Origin of the sequence: Arthrobacter sp. ok362 (assembly GCF_900102785.1) — a bacterium.
Classification (GTDB): Bacteria; Actinomycetota; Actinomycetes; order Actinomycetales; family Micrococcaceae; genus Arthrobacter.
The window spans coordinates 42732-60087 of the sequence record NZ_FNGC01000012.1 but is presented as its reverse complement, the minus strand read 5'-3'; the positions used below and the strand labels follow the sequence as shown (position 1 = coordinate 60087).

Annotated in this window: 18 protein-coding genes; 14 read left to right on the top strand and 4 right to left on the bottom strand. The window is 64.1% G+C overall.

Translation table 11 applies throughout. The annotated features are described in order from the left end of the window. Positions 1 to 94 precede the first annotated feature (94 nt). Positions 95 to 766, bottom strand: a complete 672-nt coding sequence (locus BLQ10_RS16070; protein ID WP_091563767.1) for a DedA family protein — start codon at positions 764 to 766, stop codon at positions 95 to 97. A gap of 216 nt (positions 767 to 982) precedes the next feature. Between BLQ10_RS16070 and BLQ10_RS16065 the strand changes: the two genes are divergently transcribed. Together BLQ10_RS16065 and BLQ10_RS16060 are read left to right on the top strand one after the other, a co-directional pair. Then, entirely contained in the window at positions 983 to 1678 is a 696-nt protein-coding gene (locus BLQ10_RS16065; RefSeq protein ID WP_091563766.1) for a maleylpyruvate isomerase family mycothiol-dependent enzyme, read from the top strand. A 106-nt stretch (positions 1679 to 1784) separates the two neighbouring features. Continuing rightward, a complete protein-coding gene (locus BLQ10_RS16060) occupies positions 1785 to 2825 on the top strand; it encodes a Gfo/Idh/MocA family protein (RefSeq protein WP_091563764.1) in 1041 nt (346 codons plus the stop codon). A 33-nt stretch (positions 2826 to 2858) separates the two neighbouring features. On the opposite strand, the gene BLQ10_RS16055 is transcribed toward BLQ10_RS16060, so the two are convergent. Beyond that, on the bottom strand, positions 2859 to 3977 hold the full coding sequence (locus BLQ10_RS16055; RefSeq protein ID WP_091563762.1) for an aminotransferase class V-fold PLP-dependent enzyme: 1119 nt from the start codon (positions 3975 to 3977) through the stop codon (positions 2859 to 2861). A gap of 13 nt (positions 3978 to 3990) precedes the next feature. Further along, the gene (locus tag BLQ10_RS16050) at positions 3991 to 4506 is read right to left on the bottom strand and encodes a mycothiol transferase (RefSeq protein WP_091563761.1); all 516 of its coding nucleotides are present in this window, start codon (positions 4504 to 4506) and stop codon (positions 3991 to 3993) included. A 216-nt stretch (positions 4507 to 4722) separates the two neighbouring features. Between BLQ10_RS16050 and BLQ10_RS16040 the strand changes: the two genes are divergently transcribed. The 8 genes from BLQ10_RS16040 (at position 4723) to BLQ10_RS16005 (ending at position 12749) form a co-directional block, all read left to right on the top strand. Further along, complete coding sequence (locus BLQ10_RS16040; RefSeq protein ID WP_091563757.1) at positions 4723 to 5832, top strand: Nickel transporter NicT; 1110 nt, start codon at positions 4723 to 4725, stop codon at positions 5830 to 5832. A gap of 296 nt (positions 5833 to 6128) precedes the next feature. Next, positions 6129 to 7109 carry a methionine ABC transporter ATP-binding protein gene (locus BLQ10_RS16035; protein ID WP_091563756.1) on the top strand — a complete coding sequence of 327 codons (981 nt, stop codon included), beginning with the start codon at positions 6129 to 6131 and terminating at the stop codon, positions 7107 to 7109. Then, on the top strand, positions 7106 to 7807 hold the full coding sequence (locus tag BLQ10_RS16030; protein ID WP_091563754.1) for a methionine ABC transporter permease: 702 nt from the start codon (positions 7106 to 7108) through the stop codon (positions 7805 to 7807). Before BLQ10_RS16035 ends, BLQ10_RS16030 begins: the two co-directional genes overlap by 4 nt. Before the next feature lie 87 nt (positions 7808 to 7894). Next, positions 7895 to 8704, top strand: coding sequence for a MetQ/NlpA family ABC transporter substrate-binding protein (locus BLQ10_RS16025; protein ID WP_091563752.1), 810 nt, complete (start codon positions 7895 to 7897; stop codon positions 8702 to 8704). An 89-nt stretch (positions 8705 to 8793) separates the two neighbouring features. Further along, positions 8794 to 9300 (top strand): LURP-one-related/scramblase family protein, encoded by a 507-nt coding sequence (locus BLQ10_RS16020; RefSeq protein WP_091563751.1) that lies wholly within the window; start codon positions 8794 to 8796, stop codon positions 9298 to 9300. 14 nt (positions 9301 to 9314) lie between these two features. After that, a complete protein-coding gene (locus tag BLQ10_RS16015) occupies positions 9315 to 11516 on the top strand; it encodes a transglycosylase domain-containing protein (protein WP_091563749.1) in 2202 nt (733 codons plus the stop codon). A 130-nt stretch (positions 11517 to 11646) separates the two neighbouring features. Further along, positions 11647 to 12204, top strand: a complete 558-nt coding sequence (locus tag BLQ10_RS16010; protein WP_091563748.1) for a hypothetical protein — start codon at positions 11647 to 11649, stop codon at positions 12202 to 12204. Between the two features lie 173 nt (positions 12205 to 12377). Then, positions 12378 to 12749, top strand: coding sequence for a hypothetical protein (locus BLQ10_RS16005; RefSeq protein ID WP_139164262.1), 372 nt, complete (start codon positions 12378 to 12380; stop codon positions 12747 to 12749). Here BLQ10_RS16005 and BLQ10_RS16000 read toward each other — a convergent pair. Then, positions 12746 to 13627, bottom strand: a complete 882-nt coding sequence (locus BLQ10_RS16000) for a LysR family transcriptional regulator (RefSeq protein WP_091563745.1) — start codon at positions 13625 to 13627, stop codon at positions 12746 to 12748. The two genes, BLQ10_RS16005 and BLQ10_RS16000, sit on opposite strands and share 4 nt — an antisense overlap. Before the next feature lie 149 nt (positions 13628 to 13776). Here BLQ10_RS16000 and BLQ10_RS15995 point away from each other — a divergent pair, with 149 nt between their 5' ends. Genes BLQ10_RS15995 through BLQ10_RS15980 form a run of 4 tightly spaced genes read left to right on the top strand, consistent with a single transcriptional unit; the run spans position 13777 to position 17319 of the window. Continuing rightward, on the top strand, positions 13777 to 14790 hold the full coding sequence (locus tag BLQ10_RS15995) for a tripartite tricarboxylate transporter substrate binding protein (protein WP_091563927.1): 1014 nt from the start codon (positions 13777 to 13779) through the stop codon (positions 14788 to 14790). Further along, on the top strand, positions 14787 to 15374 hold the full coding sequence (locus BLQ10_RS15990) for a tripartite tricarboxylate transporter TctB family protein (protein ID WP_254785608.1): 588 nt from the start codon (positions 14787 to 14789) through the stop codon (positions 15372 to 15374). Before BLQ10_RS15995 ends, BLQ10_RS15990 begins: the two co-directional genes overlap by 4 nt. Positions 15375 to 15382: 8 nt before the next feature. Then, complete coding sequence (locus BLQ10_RS15985; protein WP_091563743.1) at positions 15383 to 16921, top strand: tripartite tricarboxylate transporter permease; 1539 nt, start codon at positions 15383 to 15385, stop codon at positions 16919 to 16921. Further along, positions 16918 to 17319, top strand: coding sequence for a universal stress protein (locus BLQ10_RS15980; RefSeq protein WP_091563742.1), 402 nt, complete (start codon positions 16918 to 16920; stop codon positions 17317 to 17319). The genes BLQ10_RS15985 and BLQ10_RS15980 overlap by 4 nt, the downstream gene beginning before the upstream one ends. Positions 17320 to 17356 lie beyond the last annotated feature (37 nt).

The window sequence follows — 17356 nt, the reverse complement described above, 5'->3', positions numbered from 1 at the left end:
GTGTGGGACGCATGCGAGGCAGTTTAGGCGCACAAGCCCGGCCCCGCGAGGAGGCGGTGCCGGCGAGCCGGAATTCTTGCCCTCGATCCCGGCTTTATTCGGCGTCGGACGTGCCTGTCCCCGAACCGAGCTTCCGACGTCTGCGCCGGCGCCAGACCATCAACAGGCCCAGCACGACGACGGGGACCAGCACCCAGCCGCCTATGTCGAGAGCGTCGCCGATGGCTTGTGCCAGTGCCCCGGCCACGTAGGCGAGAATGCTGAGGCTCGCGACCCAGGCGATGCACCCCGGGATGGTCCACAGCAAAAACCTTGGCCAGGGCATCCGGGCTGCCCCCGCGGCAATGGCGCCCCAGAGCCGGACGACAATGACCCAGCGGCCGAAGAACAAGGCTTTGCCGCCGTGCCGTTCAAAAAATGATTCCAGCTGTTCTATGCGGTGTTCGTCAGCATGGAAGCGTTTGGCGAGCTTGAGCATCAGCGGACGTCCTCCTACCCGCCCGAGGATGTAGCCGATGGTGCTGCCGAGCATTGCGCCCAGGCTGCCGAAGGCGATCACGGCAGCAAGGTTAAGATCTCCGTGGCGCGCCGAGGTGTATGCCCCGAGCAGTACGGCTACGGCAGGAAGCGGTACACCGGCGCACTGGGCGAGCACGATCACGAGCACGCCGAAGTAGTACGCCCATTGGTCCCCTATCCCTGCTTCCGCGGCGACGAAGCCGGCCCAGCTGAACGCCACGACGCGGAAGGCAGCTAGTCCGGTCATGGCTCACACCTCACTCCGCTACTCCGCCATAGTTCATAGTGACGGTCCCCGCGCTGCCGGCGTTTGTTCTGCGGTGGTGACCCCGCGACGACACCGGGATGGCCCTTGTATACCCTTGTGGCCCGGCCGCGTCAAGAGCACGCTGCGGTCAGAGCCCGGCCCGGCGGCGGCACGCGCTTCAGGTCTGCGGCCTCGGCGTCGCGTTAGGCTCAACTCATGTTGCCCGATCGATACCTGGCCGAGCTGGCCGGCTCCGTGGACCATCTCGGCACGCTCGCCCGGCAGCCGGAGGACGGACTTGCCTGTGCCGTTCCGGCATGCCCGGGCTGGGCGCTTGAGCAACTATTCGGGCATCTCGGTTCAATCGAACGGTGGGCCGCCGCCGTGGTTCGTGAGGGCACCTTCGTCAAGGAACCGGCACCGCCGGCCGAGGGCGCCGCGGTCTGGTTCCTCGAGGGCACGGCACCCTTCCTCGAGACGATGACGGCACTTGACCCCGAGAAACCGTGTTGGGACTTCGGCCCGCCGCCGCACACCGCCCGGTTCTGGCTTCGGCGCCAGGCCCACGAACACTCCATCCACCTCATCGACGCCTGCCAGGCGCTTGGCCTGGAGATCCCCGCCATGGGGGACGACTTCATGCTCGACGGTGTAGACGAGGTCCTGGCGATGTTCGCGCCGCGCCAGCTGCGGCTGGGCCGGATGCCAGGCCCGGACAAGGCCGTGACTTTCCAGGTGCCCGGGGCTGCCAGCTGGACACTGGGCCCAGGTTCGGCCGTGGCATCGATTTCCGCCCCATTGCCAGTCATGTACCTGGGCCTATGGGGCCGATCCAGCCTGGAAGATGCCGCCCTCATTGACGGTGATGCCACCGCTGCCCTGCGCGTGCTTCGGGGCCCGCTCACCCCGTGAGTCCCGGATTTCGGGTTTAGGATACGAACACGTCCTGGGAAGCTGCCGACGCAACAAGACTCGACCGATGCTTTTCGTGACCACCTGCCCGAAAGGAACCCAACGCATGTCAGAGCACGCCACAACCGGTACCGCAGATCTCGCCACGCCCGTTGCGAGGTGGGGCATTCTCGGCACAGGGTTCATCGCCGGGCTGCAAACGCCGGACCTGATCGAGAACGGCTCCTCGGTCCAGGCTGTGGGATCCCGGAACGTGGCATCGGCGAGGGAGTTCGCGGCCCGGTTTCAGATCCCCTCGTCCCATGGAAGCTACGAGGACCTCGTGGCCGACCCGGACGTGGATATTGTCTACATTTCGACGCCGCACCCGTTCCATCACGAAAATGCGCTGTTGGCCCTGGACGCCGGCAAACACGTGTTGATTGAAAAGCCCTTCGCCATGAACGCCTGGCAGGCCCGGGAGATTGTGGAGCTCGCCGAGTCGAAGGGACTGATCGCACTTGAGGCCATGTGGACCCGATATCTTCCGCACATGGTCCGTATCCGTGAACTGATTCGATCCGGCGCGCTGGGCGAGGTCCGGACGGTAATCGCGGACCACAACCAGAATCTGCCCAAGGATCCGCTGCACCGCCTCAACGACCCGGCGCTGGGCGGCGGAGCGCTCCTGGACCTGGGCATCTACCCCGTGTCCTTCGCCTTCGACGTCTTCGGAGCGCCGGTCAGCATCCGGGCAGCGGCCAGCATGACTGAAACCGGTGTTGACCGGCAGACCGCCATGATTTTCGAGTACGGGGACGGGCAGCAGGCCGTCCTGCACTGCGCGCTGGACACCGCAGGGCCAAACCAGGCCTCGATCATCGGAACCGCCGGCCGAATCGAGATCCCGTCAGTCTGGTATATGCCGTCAGCCTTCACCAGGTACGACGCCGACGGTAACGTCGTCGAACGCTTCGATGAGTCCGTCACCGGCCGCGGAATGCAATACCAGGCACGGGAAATGGAGCGGCTCATTGCGGCGCACGCCACTGCCAACGACATCCTGCCGCCCCGGCAGAGCGTTCAGGTCATGGAGGCCCTGGACGAAGTCAGGCGTCAGATCGGCCTCACCTACAGCAGCGACGAGAAGGCAGACAGGCGCGCCTAAGCGACCCAGTGCCTTAAGAGGCATCGTCGTCGCTCATCCGCGTCCGATCAACTCGGCCACGCGATCGAGCTCTTCTTCCACATTGTAGAAATGTACGGCGAGCCGGATCCTGCCCTCGCGGACCGACGCCACCACGTTGGCCTGGCGGAACCGTGCCAAGACCGCCTCGGCATCTCTCACCGGCACGGAGACGATGGTCGAGCGGTGCTGCTCGGTGAAGGGCCGGAAGGCGGAGCCCTCCGCCGCCAGGGCATCCTGCAGGCGAAGGGCGAGCCGGGCGTTGCGATCGAGCAAGGCTGCGATGCCGAACCGGCGGAAGATGCCGAGCGCCGCCTGCTCGGCCAGGGCGGGAAACCACGCCAATGAGGCATCGAGCTTCGAGGCCGTGGGTGAGAGGTCCATTGCCGGTCCGTAAAAGCTCTCGGCCGGGTTGCGGGCGGCCTTCCAGCCCGGGCCGATGGGCTGGAGGCGGTCCAGCAGCCCGCTGCGGACATAGAGGTAGCCCATGCCCCTGGAGCCGAGCAGGAACTTGTGGCTTGCGGCGGCAAGGAAATCCACGCCGTCGCGCACCACGTCCAGCGGCACCGCGCCCGCCGCCTGGCAGGCATCGACGAAGAACCAGGCGCCGGAGCGGGCAGCGACCCGGCTGAGCGCGGCCAAGTCGGCCCGGTAACCGCTGGCCGAATGAACGGCGCTTACGGCGATCAGGCGCGTGCCGCCGTCGGCCGCCTGCCCAAACGCCTCGGCCGTCACGCCGTCACGGCCCGGTGCCACGGCGCGGACCTCGTAGCCGCGCTCCCGGAGCAAGAGCCAGGGAAAGTAGTTCGAGGCGAATTCGTTCTCGGCGACCACGACGTTCTCGCCGTGCTTCGCAGGAGGCAGGTTAGCGGCCACTGTCCCGGCGGCTGTGCTCACGGCCGGAACGATTGCGATCTCCCCGGCCGTGGCGCCGATGATCTCGGCGAACATGGCGCGGGCGACCTCCCCTGCCCGCTCGGCTTCCATCCAGTCGAACCGGCCGGCAGACCAGCTTGCGACCGCCAGGTCGTAGGCTTCCCGGGCGGGAGCGGAGCCGACGTTCATGGTAGCGGTGTTGAGATAGATGGTGTCCTTGAGCCCGGGGAAGAGCTGGCGGATGTCGGCGTCGTGCATGGCTGGAACCGCCCTAACCGTCCCCGTGCGCGCGGTTCAGGCCCTTCGCGTAGGCCGCCTGCCCCACGTGCTGGAGGCAATCGGCAATCGTGCTGACCAGCCGTACACCGAGCGTGACGGGCGGGTCCCAGCGGGTATCGACGATTCGGTCGAAGTCGTCGTCGCCGAGAGTCTTCAAAAACTCCACGGTCTGCCGGTGGACAGCGTCGTAGTATTCGAGCAACAGCTCCGGGGGTGCCTGCACCGCGTCGACCTGGCCGCTCGTATGGCCGTAGCCGGTGTCCCGCTTCGAAAGGGGCAGGCCGAAGCGGGCGGCAAACCCCTGCGAGGTCCAGACCTGGTCCAGGCCTGCGGCGGAAGCCAGCTGCGCGTCCTCGACCCGGCCGAGATGCCAGATGAGCCAGGCCATCGAGTTCCCGTTGCCTTCGGGCCGTCGGCGCGCAGTGGCATCGTCGACCCCTGCCAGGGCGGCGGCCACCGTCTCACGGATCCGGCCGAAGGCGTCCAGCAGCAGTTCATTAGATTTCATCGAGTCCCCTCGCTGTTCATGATCGAAAGTGCTGTTCATGATCGAAGTGCTGTGCATGATCGGTGAGCCCATGCTTGCACGGAGGCCGCACCGGCGGATAGGGCAGAGCGTCTCGGTCTCCACCGCGCCCGCGAAGGCAAAGCCTGCGGCAATCCGGCCGGGCACAGTCCGCGAGGTCTTGGCAGCGGCGACCCCCCGCGCCTACCCTTACGAACTATGAGCAACTTGTTGCCTGTAGCGGAGCCGGGGCGCCCAACAAGCAGCCGCTGGGAACGCCGGGACAAGTTCCATCTCGCGGGCATCACCGGCTTCGTCATCCTGCTCAATGTGGTCGGCTGGAGTGTGCTGACGCTGGCCGTGGCTCCGCAGAACTTCGCCCTGGGCCGCTCCGGCGTGTACGGGGTCGGGCTGGGCGTGACCGCCTTTTTGCTGGGAGTACGGCATGCGTTCGACGCCGACCACATCGCCGTAATCGACAACACCACCCGCAAGCTGGTCGGCGAGGGAAAGACCGCGCTGGGGGTGGGCTTCTGGTTCTCGCTGGGCCACTCGAGCGTCGTCTTCGGCGCGGCGCTGCTCCTGGCCCTCGGCGTGAGTGCGATGGCCGGCAGCGTGCAGAACGAGGACTCGGCCCTTATTCAGACACTGGGGCTGGTGGGAAGCGCCGTCGCTGGAACGTTCCTTATCCTGATCGGGCTGATGAACCTCGTCTCGGTGATTGGCATCGTCCGGGTCTTCCGCGGGATGCGGACCGGCGAATTGAACGAGGCCGAGCTTGAATATCAGCTCAACAACCGGGGCTTCGTGGCTCGACTGCTCGGCGGAACAATCCGGCGGATCGCCAAGCCATGGCACGTCTATCCGGTAGGCCTGCTGATGGGCCTGGGATTCGACACCGCGTCCCAGATAGCCCTGCTCGTACTCGCAGCTGGTTCCGCGGCCTTCTCGTTGCCCTGGTACGCCATCCTGGTCCTACCCGTGCTGTTCGCCGCCGGAATGAGCATTTTCGACACCGCAGACGGCGTGTTCATGTCCAGGGCCTACGGGTGGGCATTCATTAATCCGGTCCGCAAGGTGTTCTACAACCTCACAGTCACGGTGCTCTCGGTGGTGGTGGCACTGGTCGTCGGTGTCATCGTGTTGCTCGGGCTTGTGGCAGACAAACTGGGAATCGAATCAGGGCCGGCAGCCACAATCGGCTCGCTGGAGCTGGAAAACGTCGGGTACATCATTGTCGGACTCTTCGTGGTCATCTGGCTGATCGCGCTCGCCGTCTGGAAATTTGGCCGGATCGAGCAGCGCTGGAGCCAATCCGGCACCAGCTGAGGGCCCTACCGGCGCAGAGCGGATCGGCGATGTGATGAATCTCTCCCTGCGCGATGGCTGCCGGTGGAGTTCCCGATTCTCCGGGCACTTCCGGACGCCGCGGCCGCTTCCGAGCCGATCTCCGCTGATTGGATGAATTATCTTGGCGCAGAAGCGTGTTTCTAGGGCAGAAATTCGGATTATGTGCCGCCTGGGCCTTCTTGGCAGAATTTAAGGCTTGGGTGCGGACGTCGTCCGCACCCAGTTTTGCGGACGCGCTTCCGTGACGATTCCAGCCACCACAGGGAGCACCATCCATGATTTCCGTCAGCCAGGTCTCGAAGAGCTACGGCTCCGGGCCGACGGCGGTCCAGGCCCTCGACGGCGTCACGCTGTCCGTTGGCCGCGGCGAGATCTTCGGCGTCGTTGGCCAGAGCGGCGCCGGTAAGAGCACGCTGATCCGCACCATCAATTCCCTGGAGCTTCCGGATTCCGGGAGCGTCAACGTCGATGGCCGCGAGATGACCACGCTGTCCGGCGCAGAACTGCGCGAGGCACGTCACAACATCGGCATGATCTTCCAGCACTTCAACCTGCTCAGCAGCAGGACGGTGCAGGCGAATGTGGAACTGTCCTTGGAGATCACCGGCGCCGGGCGCGCAGCGAGGCGCACCCGGGCCCTGGAGATCCTGGAACTCGTGGGCCTTCACGGCAAGGCGTCCGCTTACCCCGCACAGTTGTCCGGCGGACAGAAACAGCGCGTCGGCATTGCCCGTGCGCTGGCCTCCAACCCCTCGGTACTGCTCAGCGACGAGGCGACCTCAGCGCTGGATCCGGAGACGACCCGGCAGATTCTTGATCTCATTCGGAAACTGAGCAAGGATCTTGGGCTGACCGTGCTGCTCATCACGCACGAGATGGATGTCGTGAAGCGGATTTGCGACTCCGCCGCCGTCATGAGCGGCGGGCGGATCCTTGAACAGGGGCCGGTGGAACAGCTGCTGGCCACGGAGAAATCCCTGTTGGGCCAGGCGCTGTTCCCCATGGGAGAGATCCCGGAGACGCCCAGCGCAATCGTTGACATCACGTTTAGCGGAGTCAAAACCGACCGGCCCGTGATCGCCCAACTGGCGCGCAAGCATGGCATCGACGTCGGAATCCTGGGTGCCGCAGTTGAAACCATCCGCGGACTGCAGACAGGACGCACCCGGCTGGAGCTGCCCGGTGATGAGCGGACCGTGGCCGCCGCCGTGGCCGATCTCCGTTCCCAGGGACTCTTCGTGGAGGTAGTCAAGTGATCGACCGTAATGACCCGTACTTCTGGTCGGACCTGCTGGACACGATCCTCAAGGGCGCGGGTGAGACGTCTTACACCGTTGGGCTGAGCCTGCTGTTCACGGTTCTTTTCGGCCTGGCCGCCGGTGTCCTGCTCGTGACCACCGAATCCGGCGGCCTGCTGGCGAAGCTCTTTGGCAGCCGGGCGCTCGGGTTCGCAGTCAACCGCGTGCTGGACGTCGTGGTGAACATTGGCAGGTCCGTCCCGTTCATCATCCTCATGATCCTGCTCATTCCGTTCACCCGCCTGTTGGTCGGATCCTTTATCGGACCGACCGCCGCCATTGTCCCTTTGACCATCGCCGGCATTCCGTTCTTCGCCCGGCTGGTGGAGATAGGCATCCGCGAAGTGCCTGTGGGACTCGTCGAAGCCGCCCAGTCGCTGGGCGCCAGCCGGTGGACCATCCTGACTAAGGTCATGGTTGCCGAGGCAGTCCCGGCCCTGGCCCTCGGGCTGTCCACTACCGTGGTCGGGCTCATCGGCTACTCGGCCATGGTGGGCGCAGTGGGCGGCGGCGGCCTCGGGGATGTCGCATTCCGCTACGGATACCAGCGGTACAGCCCGGAGTACATGTTCGGCGTTGTCATCCTTCTGGTCCTGCTGGTGCAGGTCTTCCAGTCCCTGGGCAACTTCGCGGCGCGGCGCCTGTCCCACCGGTAGCCGCCGCACGCACCGCAAACCCCCCGCCCCAAACGCCCCACCCCAAAACCCCCACCCAAACCCGTCCCATTCTGCGAAAGAGTTCCAATGTTCCGTGCACCAATCCTGAAGGCCGCCGCAACCGGCGCGGCCGCCATCCTCGTCCTGTCCGCCTGCGGCGCGAGCACCGCCAGCCCAGGCGGGGCAGCCGAGACCATCAAGGTCGGTGCCCTTGCGGTGCCCGCCGGGGACATGCTGAAGCAAGTCCAGCGGGAGCTCGCCCCCAAGCAGGGCCTCACCGTGGAGTACAAGGAGTTCAGCGACTACAACACGCCCAACGCGGCCGTGAGTGACGGCGACATCGACGCCAACCTGTTCCAGAACACCACCTTCATGGAGACCTACAACAAGGCTTCCGGCAAGAACCTCGTCAGCGTGGGCAAGGTGTATCTGCCGCCTATGGCCCTGTACTCCAATGACGTGGCCAACCTTGCGGCCCTTCCCGACGGCGCCTCGGTCGCCATCCCGAACGACCCCACCAATGAGGCCCGGGCCTTGAAGCTGCTGGCATCCAAGGGACTGATCGAAGTCAGTGAAAACCCGATCACGCTCAAGGACGTCAAAGCCAACCCGAAGAATATCCAGTTCACGGAGATCGAAAACGCCAGCCTGCCGCAGGCCCTCAATGACAAGGACGCGGCAATCGTGACTTTGGCATTTGCCCTTCCCGCCGGCCTGAGCGCCGACAAACAGTTGCTGGTCGAGGGCAAGGACAGCGCCTACTACAACGTCCTGGCCGTGAAGGCCGAGATGAAGAATGACCCGCGTGTGCAGAAGCTGTACAAGATCCTGACATCGCAGGACATGAAGGATTTCATTCAAACCAAGTTCAAGGGCCTGGTGATCCCGGCGAGCTGACCGGCATCTGACGGCGCTTGCCTGGCTCCTCCCCGGACCATCCGGTTCGGGTGAGGTGTCAGGCGGCGAAGCGGCCCTATTGTCAGGGCATGGGACTATTACGGCACCGGCATGACGAACCCACCGGCCAGCGGTTTCAGATGCGCGAGAAACTGCTGTCGATTGGGGATGACTTCTGGATCGAAGACGACCAGGGCAGACGCGCCTACAAGGTCAACGGCAAGGCGGTCCGTATCCGGGACACTTTCGTCCTGGAGGACGCCTCGGGAAACGAGGTGGCGCGCATCCAGGAGCGCAAGCTCTCGATCCGGGACAAGGTCTCTATCGAGCGCGGCGACGACACCGCCGCGACGGTCCACAAGGCGTTGATTGGGCTCCGGGACCGCTTTGACATCGACGTGAAGGACGGCGCCGACATGAAGGCGCACGGCAACATAGTCGACCACGAGTACGAGATAGAGCGCGACGGCCGCAGGGTCGCCACGATCTCCAAGAAATGGTTCCGCGTGCGTGAGTCCTACGGCGTCGAATCCGCGGAAGGCGAGGACGTCCCGCTCATCCTTGCGATCACCGTCGCCATCGATTCGTTGACCTAGCCTGTTCCGGCACCATGGCGCGCAGGAAACGCACCGGATCCCGACTAGCCCCGACCCTTTGGAGGCTCTTCGGGTTCTTTACCGCGAGCGCGGTCTGCGGCGTCCTGGCCGCGAGCCTCCTGGTCCCCACCGTTGCCGCGACCGGCGTCGCCGTCAGCGATTCGATCAAATTCTTCAACAACCTCCCGTCGGAACTGACCGTTGATCCGCCGTCGGAGTCGACCAGGGTGCTCAGCGCCGACGGGAAAACGATCGCCACCTTCTTCGCGGAAAACCGCGTGAAGGTCAGGCTCGAGCAGATGTCCCCGTACATCAAGGACGCGATCGTCGCGATCGAGGACCGCCGCTTCTACGAACACGCTGGCATCGACCCCCAGGGGATTCTCCGGGCGCTGGTGTCCAACCTGGCCAGCGGCGGCAGGCAGGGCGCCTCCACACTGACCCAGCAGTACGTCACCAACGTGCTCAATGAATCCCTCGTCTCTGCGGACAGGGGCGATCAAATTGTCCTCAACGGGCAGAAGAACATGGCCGACAAGATTCGCGAGATGAAGCTGGCCGTCGAATTGGAGAAGAGATTCACCAAAGACCAGATCCTTGAGGGGTACCTGAACATCGTGTTCTTCGCCCGGGATGCCTACGGCATTGAAGCCGCGTCCCGCTACTTCTTCAACACCACGGCCAAGGCCCTCACGCTGCCGCAAGCCGCCCTGCTGGCCGGCCTCGTGAACAGCCCCAGCTTCTACAATCCCGCCGTCCATCCGGACAACGCCATCCAGCGACGCAACCAGGTGCTCGGCAGTATGCTCAGCTCCGGGACTATCACGCAAGCGGAGCATGACGCCGCCGTCGCCGCCCCGGTGCATCTTAAGATCACCCCCGGGATGCAGGGATGCGCCGGCGCCGAAATGGCACCCTACTTCTGCGACTACGTTTCCCACCTCATCCTCAACAACCCGGCTTACGGGAAGGTCGCTGCCGAGCGTGAGAGGAAGCTGTTCCGCGGTGGCCTGACCATCAGAACCACCCTGGACAGCCGGCTCCAATTGGCCGCGCAGGCGCAGGTCGACGCCACGGCCGGTGCCAACCCGGACAAATGGGGGGCCGCAATGGTCTCGATCGCACCCGGAACGGGCAAAATCCTGGCGATGGCGCAAAACACCGTCTTTCTCCCAACGCCCGGAAAATTCGATACCCAGCTGAACTTCAACGTCGATTCCAAGGATGCCAACGGCAACGATCTCAACGGCGCCGGCGGGTTCCAGCCGGGGTCCACCATGAAACCGTTCACGTTCGCCGAATGGCTCAACGAGGGCAAATCCATGGCCACCATGGTGGACGCCTCCCGGCGGTCCTATCCCCTCGGATTTCCGTGGAGGTCAAGCTGCGGCAGGGTGCTCGGCGCCTACAGCACGAGCCAGAAGGGCCTCGGCGCGGCAGACGATCTCCAGAACAACGACGCGGGATACTACCGCCGCATGCGCGTGGACTACGGGCTGTACAACTCCATCAACACCGCCACCTTCGCCGAGGCCGCCCAACTCGACTTCTGCGGCATCCAGAAAATGGTGGACGCCGCGGGGATCCACAGCGGCGTGGACAACGCCCGGGTGAACATGCACCAGCTGGGCAATCTGCTCGGTGCCATCGGCGTGGCCCCGCTCCATCTGGCCAATGCTTTTGCCACTTTCGCCAACGACGGCAAATACTGCACACCCATTGCCATTACGGCAGTAACCGACGCGGCGGGACACAAGCTGCCGGCCGAGACCGGCGCCTGCCATGATGCGATCAAGCCCGAGGTCGCCCGCGGTGTGAACGCCGTGCTGCAGGACGTGCTGAAGCGCGGATCCGGCGTTTACATCAAGCCCAAGGTCCAAGAGCGGTTTCCGACCGCGGCCAAGACGGGCACCTCCAATACCAACGGCTCCACCTGGGTAGTGGGCTACACCTCCGGCCTCGCCACGGCTTCCTTCTTTGGCGATACCCTACAAGGCCAGAAGCGGCCCGGCCAGAACATCACCGTCAACGGCAAGTTCTACAAGGCCATTGACGGGTACATGCTCGCCGGCCCGCAGTGGGCGAACTACATGCTGAAGGTCGCTGGATACTACCCCGCCGTCGCCTTCCCGAAGCCGCCGGAGTCCATGACCGGGAAGAAGTCCACGAACCGGACCCCGTGCTCCCCCCGGTTTCATCGTGGGCGGTGCCGTTAGCCTTGGCCCGAGATGCCCGGGATCTGAATCCGCACCCTATGCCAGCGGGCCCGGAGCCTCTATCCTCTTGCCATGAGAGACGCGGGCAAATTCCGGCAAGGGGAATCGCGACACCGCACGCGAGTGGCTCGTGAATACCGATAGCGTCCAGCCGCATGACAACTACGACGCTTTCCTGTCGAGGCTGGACGCCGCCACAACCAGCCTGAGCACGCGGGCCGGCTCGTTGGACAAGGCCTTGGCAGCGGTCTCGTTGCTGTTGGGACCATATGAATCAGCCGTCCGGAAATGGGAACGACGGCGCCATTACGTCAGTGAGCAGCTCGCCGCGCACTCCGGGTCCCCGCAGTCCTACACCGCGCTGTGCGAGCTCCACATTGTGGCAGGAAAGATGGAATCGATGCTGCGCGGCCGCGTCGAGCGCGTCACCGAAAAGCTGGCGGTCATGCAAGGCCGGCGCGAGGCCATCGACAAGTCACTGCTGGAGCTTGAGCTGAGCAGAATCAAACTGACTTCTTCCCGGATGCTGTCACAAGACCGTGAAGAGTTGAGCAGCATCTTTACTGAACTCGCCGGCTCCCCCGTTGCCACCGGAGCCATTCCCGACATGGGGCTGCTCAGCGATCTCAAGGAGGCACGCGAGGCAATCATCCTGGCGGAAGCGCTCATGGAAGTGAAGGGGTACTAATCATGGAAATTTCACGGCGCGATCAGCCCCGTAAGGACACCGTCGCTCTTGTCCGTTGGTCAAAGAAACCAGGCGAACACCCCGTCATGAAGTTCATCTTGTCCAGTATTTTCGGATTGATCCTGTGCCTGTTCCTGATGATTTTCCTGCCGTTTCTCAGGAGTTTCGGTGCCATGGTTTTGTTTACTTTCTTCTTCGCCGCGCTCCTCACAGTGCGCACGGTCCCGGCCCAGAGACGCTTCATGCGCGGGCTGACCAAGAGGGTCAATGACACCCTCGCCGAGGTCACGAGTAGCCCTGGCGACCAATTGTCGGTCAAGCAATTCCGGCACTTGACCAAGAGCGGCGAGCAACTTCCGCTCCTTGTCAGCGGCGTGCCCGGATTGAACCTGCATGTTGCCCGGGCCTCAACGCTGGAGAGAAATGCCCCCGAGAAATGGGTTGCGGTCTTCACGGTGGCCGCCCCGGAGAACGGGACCGCGAGTTTCGACCGCTTGGTGGCAGCGGCCGTCGGCGCCGGCCCCCGGTACCACCAGCCTGGTTAGTCGGCCGCCCCGCTGATCAGATCCAGCACGCGGTGCAGCGCCGGATTACGTGCTTCCCGCCTCCAGATGGCATGCAGTTCGACCGGATCAGTCTCGAATCCACCCAGTTCAATGTATTCCACACCCTCGATGCCAAGGGCCGTTGAGGATTGTGGCACCAGGGCGATTCCACGCCCGGCCGCAACCAGGAAAATCATGGTCAAAATTTGGCTGACCGTGTGGACAAAGGTGGGGTGGGACGAAACCAGGCTGATGACCAGGTCATAGAAGTAGCGCGCCTGGGTCGGCGAGTGCATGATGAGGTCTTCGCCGTGCAGGTCCTCGACGGTCACGAGCCGGTCCAGCCGCGTGAAACGGTGCCCCACAGGGACCGCCACCATCATCGGTTCCCGATAGAGCAGACGCGAATCGAAAAGGTCCTCATCAAAAGGCGGGCGGGCAAGTCCGAGGTCGATTTCGCCGTTGATCAGGGCGGCGGTCTGATCCTTGGTCACCATCTCCCGCAAGTCGATATCGACATCCGGAAGGGCGCTCGAGATTTCATTGAGAAGGGCACCGAGCAGTCCGAACGTCGATGCCGCCGTAAAGCCGATGCGGACGAAGCCGGCCGAGCCCTGAGATATCCTCCGGGCCAGGCTTGGTGCGGCTTCGGCGAGTTCGAGCAGCTTGACCGCATCCGTGAGGAAAGCCGAACCGGCGGCTGTCAGCGCAACGCCCCGGTTGTCACGCTCAAAAAGTTGCACGCCGATTGACTTTTCGAGCTTTTGAATCTGCCGGCTCAGGGGTGGCTGGGTCATGTTGAGTCGCGCGGCAGCGCGGCCAAAATGGAGTTCCTCAGCGACGGCGACGAAGCCACGTAGTTGGTCCAGGGAATACATAATGCCGAAACAGTATCACGCCATGCCTAAATCGTCTTGGACACGCATCATCGACCACCTCTAGGGTTCAGTGGTAGCCGCCGACGTGACGGAACTCACTGAGAACGGCTTCCGTCATCACAGCGAACATTCAAGGGAGAATTTTCATGATCAAGTCCACCTTCAGCCGACGGTCTGTACTCGGCGCGGGAACCGGCCTCGCACTCGCCCTGGCCCTGACTGCCTGCGGCGGCAACGTAGCGGGCAACAGCGCCCCGTCAGATGGCAGCAAGTTCCCGTCGGGTCCCGTCACACTGACCATCGGGGCCGCTCCCGGTGGAAGCACGGACCTGATCGGACGTGCCCTGGCCGAAAACGCCAGCGCGGGCCTGGGCGCACCGATCCCGGTCGTCAACAAACCGGGCGCCAACGGCGCGCTCGCCACCAAGGAAGTGGGCGGCGCCAAGGCCGATGGCCAGACGCTCGTCATCCTGAATGCTTCTCTCTTCGCCATCACTCCGCTGGCCGTGTCGGCCGACGAAGCAGTCAAGATCGAAGACTACGAGGTCATCACCGGGATTTCTCAGGACGACTACGTTCTGGTCACAAATGCCGGCTCCGGCCTGAAGACGATGGAGCAGCTCACCAAGGCGGGCAAGAAGTTCAACTTTGCCACCACCGGCGTCGGTACGGGCAGCCAGCTCGCCCAGGCCCTGCTGTTCAAACAGGCCGGAATCGACGGCACCGACGTGCCGTTCGACGGCGGCGCTCCCGCCATGACTGCCCTCTTGGGCAACCAGGTCGATGTGGCGACCATCCAGCTGGCCGAAGCGATGCCGCAGATCAAGGCGGGCAAGCTCAACCCGGTGGTTGTCTTCTCGAAGGAACGGAACCAGTACCTGGCCGACACTCCGACGGCCATCGAGGCGGGCTACGACGTTCCGGTTTCGCAGTTCAGGGCCGTCGCGGCGCCGAAGGGCACCCCGGAGCCGGTGCTCGAGAAACTGCGGGCAGCCTTCAAGACCGCCTTTGCCTCCGAAGCATACAAGGCGTTCAACAAGCAGAACCTGTTTACTGCAGCGGAAAACGATGGAGCGCAGGTCGCCAAGGACTGGGCAGCGGATGCGGCGAAGTTCAAGGAACTTGCACAGAAGTACGACGTTGACCTGGGCGGCGGGAAGTGACGTCAAGCTCCCGGCAGGAGGCCCCCCTGGGCACCTCCACCCCGCACGCAGCATCCGGCACCGGCTCCTCTGCAATCGAAGCCGATCCTGTCGAGCCGCTGACGGCCGAGCAACTGGCCGCTGAATGGGACGAGGAACGACCCCCGCATGCCGGGCCCCTCGCCAATGTGGCGGCCGGTGTCGTGACGGCTTTGCTCGGTGTTGCCGGCGTTGCGATGTCGCTGTCCATGGGCATCGGCACCCCGGAACGGCCGGAAGCCGGCATGTGGCCCCTCATCATCAGTCTGGTGATGGCGGTTCTGTCCGTGGCACTGCTGCTGTTCGGGCGCAAGACCCTGGATGCCGAGGCATTTTCTTCCTCCAGCTTGCAGGTCGCTGCCGGTGTGGGGACCCTGATCGGATTCGTTCTCGTCATCGGCCTGACCGGTTTTGAGATCCCGACGTTGCTCCTCACGTTCTTCTGGCTCAGGTTCCTTGGCAAGGAGACGTGGCGGATGTCGATCCTCCTCAGCGCCATCGTCACCGCCGCCTTCTACCTGACCTTCGTCGTGGCACTCAGCGTGCCCATCCCCCACCTTTTCTAGGGAAAATCATGGACATTTTCGGACCAGTCCTCAACGGATTCGGCGTCGTGCTGGAACCCACGAATCTGCTGTATTGCCTCATCGGCGTCGTCATCGGGATGCTCATCGGCGTTCTCCCCGGCCTCGGCCCCGCGGCGACCATCGCCATCCTCCTGCCGTTGACCTACGGCGTCGAACCGGTGACTGCCATCATCATGCTGTCCGGTATCTTTTACGGCGCCCAGTACGGCGGCACCATCACCTCGGTCCTGCTCAGGCTGCCAGGGGAGGCGTCCTCTGTCGTTACCGTCTTTGACGGCTATGCTCTGGCCCGGCAGGGCCGGGCGGGTACGGCGCTCGGGATAGCGGCCATCGGCTCCTTCTTCGGCGGAACCGTATCCATCATCGGATTGACGCTCCTGGCGCCGATCGTCGCCGGCTTCGCCCTCAGTTTCGGGCCGCCGGAGTACACCGCCCTTGCCATGCTGGGCATCCTGCTGGTCGCCACCGTGAGCAACGGCAGCAAAATCAAATCGATCATCGCCGCTTCCGTCGGGCTGCTGCTGGCCACCGTGGGCCGGGATGGCTTCACCGGGGAGTCTCGGTTCACCTTCGGCAGCCTCTCCCTCTCGGACGGTCTGGACTTCGTTCCAATCGCCATGGGCATCTTTGGGCTCGGCGAAATCCTGTACAACCTGGAGGAACGCCACAACAAGGTGCAGGCGCCCGCAAAGGTGGCCAACGTCTGGCCCTCGCGAAAGGACCTCAAGGAATCGTCCGGAGCCATCGGCCGGGGCTCGGTTCTGGGATTCTTCCTGGGAATCCTGCCCGGCGGCGGTGCCACCATCGCCTCCCTGGCGGCCTACGCCATGGAGAAGAAGCGCGCCAAAAACCCCGAGCGGTTCGGACGCGGGGCAGTGGAGGGTGTCGCAGCACCGGAAACTGCGAACAACGCCGCGGCTACGTCGTCCTTCATCCCGCTCCTGACCCTGGGCATTCCCGCAAATGCCACCATGGCGATCATCTTCGGTGCGCTGCTGATCCAGGGGGTCACCCCCGGACCGCAGCTCGTGCAGGACAACCCGGAGCTCTTCTGGGGCGTCGTCAACTCGATGTACATCGGCAACATCCTGCTACTGATCATGAGCATTCCGCTGGTCGGCGTCTTCGTGAAAATCCTCCGGATCCGCGCCGCAATCCTGGCACCTATCACGGTCCTCATCACCTTGATCGGTGTGTACACCATCAACAACAGCATTTTCGATATCTGGCTGGTCATCGCCTTCGGCGTCCTCGGGTACCTCATGAAGAAGTTCGGCTTTGAGCCGGGCCCGCTGGTGCTGGCCTTCGTTCTCGGATCGCTGCTCGAAGAGAACCTGCGGCGCTCCCTGCTCCTGTTCGGCGGCGACCCGGCAGGCTTCGTCACCCGTCCCATCTCGGGTGTTCTCCTGCTCCTGTTCCTGCTGGTGGTACTTCTGCCCCTGCTGCAGAAAGCAGTCAAGAAGTCACGGGCCAACCGGTCACTGAACACGGCACCGCACAAGGAAAAGGAAAAGGAAACGGTATGACTATTTTGATCGGCTATGTACCCACCCCGGAAGGCGAGGCAGCCCTCGATACGGGAATCGCCGAAGGCAAGCTGCGGAGCGAAAACATCGTCATTCTCAATTCGCCGCGGAAGGGTGCGGCGGTAGACGCCACCCTCGCCTCCGCCGACCAGGTTGCGGCACTGCTGAAGCGGGCCCACGATGCCGGGGTCCCGGCGTCGATCCGCCAGCCGGGCCACACAGACGACCTGACCGACGAGTTTATCGACATCGCCGATGAGATCGATGCTTCCCTGATCGTCATCGGACTCCGCCGGAGGTCGCAGGTGGGGAAGTTCATCCTCGGGAGCCACTCCCAGCGGATCCTCCTGCAGGCCGACCGGCCGGTGCTGGCCGTCAAAGCCGGCGAAAAGTCCTGAAGCCCACCTCAGTCCCCCGTCCAGCAGCCCACGCCGG